7 protein-coding genes are annotated in these 9,117 nt (G+C 38.8%); 3 read left to right on the top strand and 4 right to left on the bottom strand.

The genetic code is table 11. The annotated features are described in order from the left end of the window. Window positions 1–353 precede the first annotated feature (353 nt). Window positions 354–1,367 carry a hypothetical protein gene (locus tag ICN47_RS12580; RefSeq protein ID WP_216220253.1) on the top strand — a complete coding sequence of 338 codons (1,014 nt, stop codon included), beginning with the start codon at window positions 354–356 and terminating at the stop codon, window positions 1,365–1,367. Here ICN47_RS12580 and ICN47_RS12575 read toward each other — a convergent pair. The 3 genes from ICN47_RS12575 to ICN47_RS12565 form a co-directional block, all read right to left on the bottom strand. Next, the gene (locus tag ICN47_RS12575; protein ID WP_216220252.1) at window positions 1,360–2,469 is read right to left on the bottom strand and encodes an NAD-dependent epimerase/dehydratase family protein; all 1,110 of its coding nucleotides are present in this window, start codon (window positions 2,467–2,469) and stop codon (window positions 1,360–1,362) included. The genes ICN47_RS12580 and ICN47_RS12575 overlap by 8 nt on opposite strands. A 65-nt stretch (window positions 2,470–2,534) precedes the next feature. Then, the gene (locus ICN47_RS12570) at window positions 2,535–3,779 is read right to left on the bottom strand and encodes a hypothetical protein (RefSeq protein WP_216220251.1); all 1,245 of its coding nucleotides are present in this window, start codon (window positions 3,777–3,779) and stop codon (window positions 2,535–2,537) included. Continuing rightward, on the bottom strand, window positions 3,772–5,172 hold the full coding sequence (locus ICN47_RS12565; protein WP_216220250.1) for a hypothetical protein: 1,401 nt from the start codon (window positions 5,170–5,172) through the stop codon (window positions 3,772–3,774). Before ICN47_RS12565 ends, ICN47_RS12570 begins: the two co-directional genes overlap by 8 nt. A 54-nt stretch (window positions 5,173–5,226) precedes the next feature. On the opposite strand from ICN47_RS12565, the gene ICN47_RS12560 reads away from it, so the two are divergent. Then, window positions 5,227–6,816, top strand: a complete 1,590-nt coding sequence (locus tag ICN47_RS12560; RefSeq protein ID WP_216220249.1) for a glycosyltransferase family 39 protein — start codon at window positions 5,227–5,229, stop codon at window positions 6,814–6,816. Between the two features lie 77 nt (window positions 6,817–6,893). Continuing rightward, window positions 6,894–7,589 (top strand): glycosyltransferase family 2 protein, encoded by a 696-nt coding sequence (locus ICN47_RS12555; RefSeq protein ID WP_370626332.1) that lies wholly within the window; start codon window positions 6,894–6,896, stop codon window positions 7,587–7,589. Between the two features lie 85 nt (window positions 7,590–7,674). On the opposite strand, the gene ICN47_RS12550 is transcribed toward ICN47_RS12555, so the two are convergent. Next, window positions 7,675–8,730, bottom strand: coding sequence for a hypothetical protein (locus ICN47_RS12550; RefSeq protein WP_216220248.1), 1,056 nt, complete (start codon window positions 8,728–8,730; stop codon window positions 7,675–7,677). Between the last annotated feature and the right edge of the window lie 387 nt (window positions 8,731–9,117).

Raw genomic sequence — 9,117 nt, 5'->3', positions numbered from 1 at the left:
CAAGGCAAAGAATGGCTCGATATTGCCTTTAAGATACCCGGGGCAGTAAGCCCTAAGGCATTGGGTATTGCTCCAGATGATCGCCTATTGGGTATTGGGCTTAAGAGTGTGGTTTTTGAGTAGGGGCGAATGAAATGTTGGTCACTCTAATTAAAAATTTTCAGACTCCGCAAACCCTCGTTAACTAGATAGGCCATATGCAGACCTCTGCCAAATTTAACTTTATAAATTTCAGCCTCTTATTACTGCTAGCTGGGTACTTATCACTACCAGGTCTTCGCGCCATTTTTAAATACTCACCATATCCTTCATTCATCAGTTGCCTATATTTAATATTTTTACCGATCTTTCTTTTGCCATTAATTAACAGAAAATTAGAAAAAATACAAAAGGTTATTGGAAACCCTCTAACAATTTTGCTTTTTCTTACTGTAGTCACAATTACATGCTGGATAGCATATCCCTTTGCGGATGCCCTTAAACTCAATATGCAAGGATCAGATCAGGACGATTGCATAATTTTGGGCGTAAACAGAATTCTTAACTTTTCTCATCCTTATGGCGAGAAGACGTATTTTGGGAACCCCTGTAGTCCTGGACCCGGGCTATTGCTTCTATATGCGCCTTTTGTTATTTTTCATATCTACATATTGGGAGCTATAGCATCAATCGTGGCAGTTGTCCTGGGTCTGTATCAAAAACGAGGAGATTGGAATATAGCTGGGCTGTGGTTAGTAGCATTGTTTTCAAGCCTCATAATCCCAGAGCTTTTAGCTGTTGGCTCCGATCTGGTTTTACTTGGCAATGGTATCGCCTTTTTAGCTATTGCCCTACCACCTACAGTACGGAATAGAAACTTAACTTTCGCCATCTGCCTATCAATTTTATGCGGACTTGTAGCAAGCTCTCGAGTCAACTTCATAGTTATTGCACCGTTAGTATCATTATTTGTATTTGCCGGCTGGAGACGCGGAGGGGTAATATTCTTTTGCATATCAATGCTTGTAGCCTTTATTCCATCTCTTTATATTTACCTCTTAGACCCAACAATTTTTACGCCGCTTCATTTAGCTGGGAAGTCTAGCAACATTGCAGGACTGCAGATGCTCGCATTCGGAGCCTTCTTAAGCATTGGAACCGCTCTTTATTCCGCCTTTAGGGCGAGAATAGATGAGGCCTTCATTCCAATGGGTTTATTTATTTCTTTGGCGCCAATGCTTCTAAGCGTCTCCTTGGGAGATCTGTCCACCAGACAATGGAATATCGCAGCATGGGATGGCGCAAATTATTTAGTACCTCTAATTCCACTGGCCGCCCTAATTCTGGTTAATTCAAACGCAAAGAGGTCGGGTATTAAGTCTAATTGATTGGACTGGAAATAGTATCTGGCAAACCGCGATCAAATATCTCATTCGCCCAAAGTAAGACAATTAAGTTTTCAGCCCCAATATTGGTTATATCGTGCGCCCAGCCAGGAATAGATTCAACAATTTCAGGCTTAGATCCTGAGGAATGAATTTCAATTATTTCATCAGTAACTAAATGACGAAATTTAAAAACTGCCTCTCCTTGAGCAACAAGAAATTTTTCAGTTTTAGTGTGGTGATAATGACCGCCTCTTGTAACACCAGGTAATGCAGTAAAAAAGGAAAATTGGCCAGAGTCAGCAGTCTTTAGCATCTCGACAAACATACCCCTAGGATCAGAATGTGTAGGAAGTTCATAAGCAAATTGAGCGGGCGATAAGTAGCTTAAATAAGTGGAGTAAAGGCAGCGAATAAGCCCAGTACCCACACTTTCAGTTACTAGCGTTGTACGAGAATCCTTAAATGACTGAATTTGCTTTGCGAGCTCCCCCAAAGAAATCTCATATTCAGGACTCACTGCAACATATTGAACTGTTGGCGATTCAAAACCAACCACTTTAATCAGACTATCAACTACATCATCTACGTAGACGAGAGATATTATTCGCTCTGAGTCATGCACCGCAACAGGTATACCGCCTGCAATATTGTTACAAAAGGTTGCCACCACTGAGTTGTAATTTGGTCGACACCATTTTCCAAAAACACCTGGAAGCCTAAATATAGATACCGGGTTTAAAAATCTCAAGGAAAAATGCCTTAGAATTTCCTCGGAAGTTTTTTTGCTAATGCCATAAGGATTATCCAACCCAGACTGAGTTGATGAAGTAAAAATGATTGGAATTTTTCTACCAGTTAATTTAACTGCGTCACATAAGCTCTGAGTTAATTGCACATTATTGACCTCAAAACTCTCTATCGACTTAGGGCGATTTTCACCTGCTAAGTGGAAAATAATATCCGCATCCTTGACTAAGGAAATAAGTCGCTGACTATCATCAGCCCTAGTAAAGGTAGCTATTTCAAAAGAATTACACTCCTTTAGTCTGATAATTAAATTTTTGGCAATGAATCCATTTGCACCAGTAATTAATGCGCGCATTATGCAAACCCAATAAAAAAGTAACTCTTAAGTAAACTCATGGTACCCAATAAAAGAGCGTCGATTCAATCCGTAATTGGCACCGGTGAATTAAAAATACGCTGATTCTTTGAATTCTCTAATACTTGCTTAGCGCCATCCCTATCAGGATAAATAATATACCCATGATTAAGCAAGTGACGTCGATCCTCCAAGTAAAATGGTGCCCTCCAAAGCCAATAACTAAATAGCAAGAGAGCAGCAAGGGCACATAAAAAAGAAAGTCTTTTTTTATGAGATGCACCGCTTGCATAAGTAAGGGCCCTCAGATAAATGCAGCAGATCAAAAGCAATGAATAAACCGAATAGTGGCTAGCACCACCGGCCTCCATACCCAGATGTGATCTGTTTATGGTCGCTAAAACTGCACATATCAAAATGAAAAGAATTACCCAGGTCAGAAAATCATTTTGACGAACATGAGCACGCCAATTTCTTAAGAGAAGAGTAGCCAGAATTAACCCTCCCACAATAAATGAAAGGGGGCCTAGCAGGCTAACATTAAAAGCCCCGCCCAAATATCCTAAAAAAAAGGCGCCAAAACGAATTGGATGTGCAAAGGTCTCTAAAAGTCTTCCTGTACCAGGTGGGCTATAGGGCAATAAATGAAAATAAACAAAAAGGACGGCTGAGAAAAACACAATACAGACTAATAAAAGGGACCATTGCCGCCGGATAAGAAAATACAGAATTGCCAAGGGGGCTAGCGCAAGACCTCCGCCACCCGTAAACGCAGCCAAAACACTAAAAATGCCCGCAGGCAGAAGGCGCCCTTTGGTTAAAAAATATATACAAAGTACACAAAATAAAATTTGCCAGTACTGCTGTATGGACGTCATCGCCCAGGTCATCATTCCCCAATGAGAAAACGCCAATAAAACTAGCGGAACAGGCAAAAACTCTGAAAAACTAATAGCATTTTTTTTTGCATACTGCCAGAAAACAATTGCTACACAAAACCAGCCTATATTTCCTAAAAAAATGAGGATTGGAAAATATATTGATCCAAATAGCTTTAAAGTGGCTACGCTAAATAGGTGCGTCAGAAAAATACGGTGCTCATTATGCTGCCCCAGAAGCATCACAAAAGATTCTTTTCCAGCGGCAAGATCATATCGATTTAAAAAATCTAGAATGGCATCAAAATCGTCTAGGTAAGGAAAATTAAATGCGTACTTATATACCACTACACAATAAATTACAAAAGCTAAAATTACAAAATTAACTAAATTAAAGCTAGGGGGCTGGTAAGTTTTTATTGACTTACTCATGTGATGAATTAACATTTAGAAGAAGATACATGCGATCTAAATAGAGCCCAATGATGCCAAACCATAGAAAATAGTTGACCATTAAATATCGATCATAGCCAAAAGCAAAAAAAGTAATGACGAAATTATATGAGGCTAAAAGTCCTAGTATGAGAAGCGCTCCATGAGGAATACGTTTAATCTTAAGATACAAAATAGCCCCAAAAAACAAGCCCGCTAAAATACAATACGAAAAAACCTTTGATATAGCAGGATTAAGACTAACCAGACTACTTAGCAAACGAAGGTTTGGTTGCTTAAGAGGCTTTATTTCTTGACTTCGAAAATAATCTATTTCGCTTGGGCTATATAAAGATTCGTCTGTATCGATACTCACTTGTAAATGTAATTTAGTATCGAGCATCCACCATAAATGTTGAGCATCGGGAAATACAAACACATCACGTAAAAATCTCTTAAAAAACTTATATATATGAAATACAGGCTCCAGAAAAAAGGACTCTGTGATCAATTGTCTTTGTATATTCTTAATATCACTCTGACTACACCCCCACTTTTTCGCTCGCTCTTTTCCAATTGGCATATATAAGGCATCGCTACTATGTTCAACTATATCTTTTAGCGAAACAGAATCTAACAGTACAAAGGCATTGTTGTTACATAAAATTTGGGTGACAGAGTTAACTGGCAAAGGGTTGGCTTGCTCGCGATCAAGAACAAAAGCTGGATTCTGGACAGTGGTTTGATAAAGTGGAAAGGGAGTGAGGAAAAAGACAATGGGAACAAGTGCCACTAAAAATCCTAAATACATGAACTTAAAAAACTGAGAATAATTTGGCTTTTGTATTATTAAAAAATAAGCAAGGCTAAAAGGTATACAGAATATAAATACCAGCTTTATAAGAATCAGAATACAAGCAAATAAAGCTCCCAAAAAAAAATGATTCCGCAACAGAGCTCCGCAAAAGAGCAAAAGAAAGCTTAATAACAAGCAATCTGGGAAAAGCAGTTTAGGTAAATAAGCGACGGCGGGAATAAACGCAGGTAAATAAATCAATACTCTTATTAAAGGCCTGGAACTAATTGAGCGGGCAAAATAGTGAAGGGCTAGCAAAAAGATAGTGGCCTGAACTACAAAAGTAAGGTTTAGCTGCGCTAAGTTCAGCGAACTTATCTTGATAAAAATTGGATATCCAATAAAACGATTAAAATTAGATAATGTTTCGATGCTAATTAAATGACGCGCTAAATGAAGATAGTCGTTAGGATCGCCATTAAGATCAGTTGGGATGCTAAAAACAATAAGACTCAGATATACCAATAAAGCGGTAAAGACCACCTGCTCGCATATGGGGGCATATTTGGACTGAATGATTTCTGCCTTAATATTCATTAGCTTAAGAAACAAAATATAAATCGCAATTGATAAGTTGAAATAGGCAGGGATATGCTTAAAAAAAGTCTCAGCAGCAAAAACATCATTCTCGCCTTGTGTTTGATTGTATATCTTGCCTTGGGGCTAAGACTATTCCCCTCCTATGGAATTCACTGGGATGATCCCGTTCATAGAACTATTGGGGGGGTCACATATCGTTTTTTAGGAGATTTAGCAGGAGGCCAAAGCTCTGACCCCCAGGTCTTAGGAATGCCCCGACTTTCAGAGTTTGCAGCAAAAGATTATGGGGTTCTTTTCGAGACCCCCGCATTTGCAATAGAGAGGCTGCTGAAATTAAACGACTCGAGAGATCAATTCTTATTACGCCATCTCCTCACATTTTTTTGCTCATTATTAGGCGTTATCGCCATCTATCTACTTGCAAGTAGAAGATACCAAAACTGGCAATTAGGATTATTAGCTGCAATCTTTTTAGTAATATCGCCACGTTTTTTTGCTGATTCTTTTTACAATACCAAGGATTTAGTGTTTATGGCCATATTCACCATGTCGGTGAATACGATGCTACTTTTTTCCCAGCGCCAAAATAAGAAGATGGCATTCATACATGGGCTAATGACTGCATTTGCTGTAGATGTTCGAATACTCGGGATACTAATATTCGCGGACACCCTTTTCTTGCTGGCTTTTCAAATGATAAAAAAGGAGGCGGGGATTAGAAAATTCCTTCTTCCTGTGCTGATCTATATAAGCACTACTGTATTTTTTACCATCGCCTGCTTTCCTTATTTATGGGAAGATCCATTTAAATTCTTTCAAGTATTTGGCACCATGGCACGCTTCCCATGGAATCATGAGGTACTGTATTTTGGAGAATTCGTTCGAGCTACAAATTTACCCTGGCACTATATACCTGCATGGATTGGAATCACCACCCCAGTCTTTTATTTATTTCTTTTTATTTTTGGAGCCTCAGTAACGCTAGCAATTATCTTTAAAAATCGCTTTAAGTTGTGGTCGAATTATGCAGAAATGCAAGATGTAGTTTTTTTGGCAATCTTCGTCCTGCCTATCGTAATAGTAATCGTTTTACATTCAGTTTTATATGATGGCTGGCGTCATCTGTATTTCATTTATCCAGCATTCTTATTAGTTAGCCTTAGAGGCTTTGTATTCTTAAGAGATCATTTTTTTATAAAAAAAATAAGTCGCACTATCTTTTATCTTCTTACATTTGGCACCCTTAGCTACTACGCATATTGGATTCGCACTAATCACCCCTATCAATCGACCTTCTTTAATATTTTTGCTGGTAGTGAAAAACAATATCGTTTCGATATTGACTATTGGGGGGTTGGGAATCGACGCGCACTTGAAAAGCTACTAGAAATGGATAGTCGACCACAAATAAAGATTTTCCCGGTTAGCTACACCCAACTTGATTACAGCTTCATGGTTCTATCTGAAAATGTGCGATACCGCATTGCATTGGCAAAATCAGAGGAGGATGCTGATTACATCCTAACTAATTACCGAAATGTCCCATATGCAAAAGATCAGCAGTTGTTAGCAAAATATCCTATTTATCTGCAAATTAAGGTCGATTCTGAGCCTATTATTACGATTTATAAGGTTAAATAATAGAAATGCAATGTCATGCATTCCCACTACGAACTTTATTAGTATTATCACCTCTTAAATCCTAGACCTCTATCATTGTGAAACTATCCATTGTCATTCCCTGCTTCAATGAACTCGCAACAATCGATGACATTATCGATGCTGTGAATGCTGCACCCTATTCAGATAAAGAGATCATCATTGTGGATGATTGCTCAACCGATGGCACTAGAGACAAACTCGAGAAAATAATTGAACCCTCAGGCCGCGTCAGTCGCGTGCTATATCACTCAACCAATCAAGGCAAAGGTGCTGCACTTCGCACAGGCATAGCAGCCGCCACTGGGGATGTGGTCATTATTCAAGATGCGGATATGGAATACGATCCTAACGAATATCCACGTTTAGTAGAACCCATTGCAAATAACCGAGCAGATGTAGTTTTTGGCTCACGCTTTTTAGGGGGTGATGCCCATCGGGTTCTCTATTTTTGGCATCGAGTAGGTAATGGATTTCTGACTCTGCTATCTAATATGTTTACAAACCTAAACCTAACCGATATGGAAACCTGTTACAAAGTATTCCGCAGGGAAATAATCCAAAGCATTCGAATCGAAGAAAATCGCTTTGGCTTTGAGCCAGAGATCACAGCCAAAGTTGCTAAACTACATTGTCGAATTTATGAGGTAGGGATCTCTTATTACGGGAGAACTTATGATGAAGGAAAGAAAATAGGTTGGCGCGATGGTGTACGCGCCATCTATTGCATTGTTAAGTATGGAATTGGAAGGTAGTTAAGGCTAGTAAATCAAGTTTTACTATTTTTTGGAATGAAATAAAGAAGATTCCAAAAAGTCACGCGCAAATTGTCCATAACCGTTAAATGGTACAACCCCTATATGTGGCATTAATACTGGGGGCATTGCAATCTGAAATGCATATATATATAAGTCCAATAAAAGTTAATCTTGATTTTGCAAATAGCGAGTTCAAATCAATTTTTGTCAAAAGTAAAAATGTTGGAAGCCAAATTAATCCAACGATCCGATTTGTATCCCATGCAACAGTCAGCGGCAGAAAGCAAATTACCAGCATTAGGAATACCACCAAAAATGCAGAGAGCTTTTGTGCTCTTCCTAATGAGGCTTGGCTGATATATTGATAGGAAAATATGCCGTAAAGAACCCAAAGGGATCCGCCGCCTATGATGACCCCCCATATATTGAGCGAATATTCCATCAGAAACTTTCTTGCCCAACCAAAGATTTGAATATATTCCTCGGGTGTGAATCCTGAGGTCTTTTGCCCTCTCACCAGATAGAGAAATTCCAAGGATATAAAAATACTAGGGCCGATATAGAGAGAAGCAGCCTTTAGTCCACACCTAAAAAATATCCATGCAAATAGTATTGCAATGTCAAAGATACTTTTTTCATGAATCAATACTGCACATATAAGCAAAAAATTGATAATGAAAATTTTTCCAAAACTAGGCGTTTTCTCTTCCGCCTTATCTAAGAGTAATGCGGCTATTAGAACTAGCAAATAAGGAATTGAATCGATAATGCCAACTTGGGCATAGGTCATATACGTGACTGTATTAAAGGCAAATATAAAACTTAAGGCTATAAAAACAAATAACCACCAAAGGGTACATCGATTATGCGCAAAAATCATTTTGGCGATCTTGTCTAAAATGATTAGTAGCCAAATATATAGTGCGGCAATTTTGAGCACTGTAAATCCCCATGGCCCAATATTGAACATGCTTGTAAAGGTTCCAAGCAAAGCTCTCGGACGCACTCCTTGCAGCAGACTTGCAGTTCTGTACACATCAAAATCATCCACCCAAATAGGAACCCATAAGCTGACTAAATACAGAGTCAGTAATGCAGTGGTTCCAGCAAGTAATAGTAGATTAGGTGTTCGTTGCATATAGAAGCTTGGTATTAGGGCTAAGAAATATATCCCTAGATACTATAACGATAAATAACTTAACCCCAACAGAAGAAAGCACCTAAAATCAAGGCTAATGTAAAAATTAGTGCCTTTATGAACTACTGCCTCTATATAAATAGCTTTCTCCAGAAAAAAATATTCTCTAAAAATAGAGTTCTTATTGGATTCTTTCTTGCGCTACTTTTATTGGGCATGTGGATTTACAAGGATTATGGCCTGTCGACTGATGAGCCATTTCAACGCTCCATCGGCCTCACCTCTCTTGCCTATTTAGCCAATCTCTTTAATATCCGCTTTTTATTGGGTGCTGCCCAGCCTTTGGCTGACCCAGCGAGCGTCTTTTTGACTCAGCGCGATCGGGAT

Origin of the sequence: Polynucleobacter sp. AP-Latsch-80-C2 (assembly GCF_018882185.1) — a bacterium.
GTDB lineage: Bacteria > Pseudomonadota > Gammaproteobacteria > Burkholderiales > Burkholderiaceae > Polynucleobacter.
This window is presented reverse-complemented; position numbering and strand designations above follow the sequence as displayed.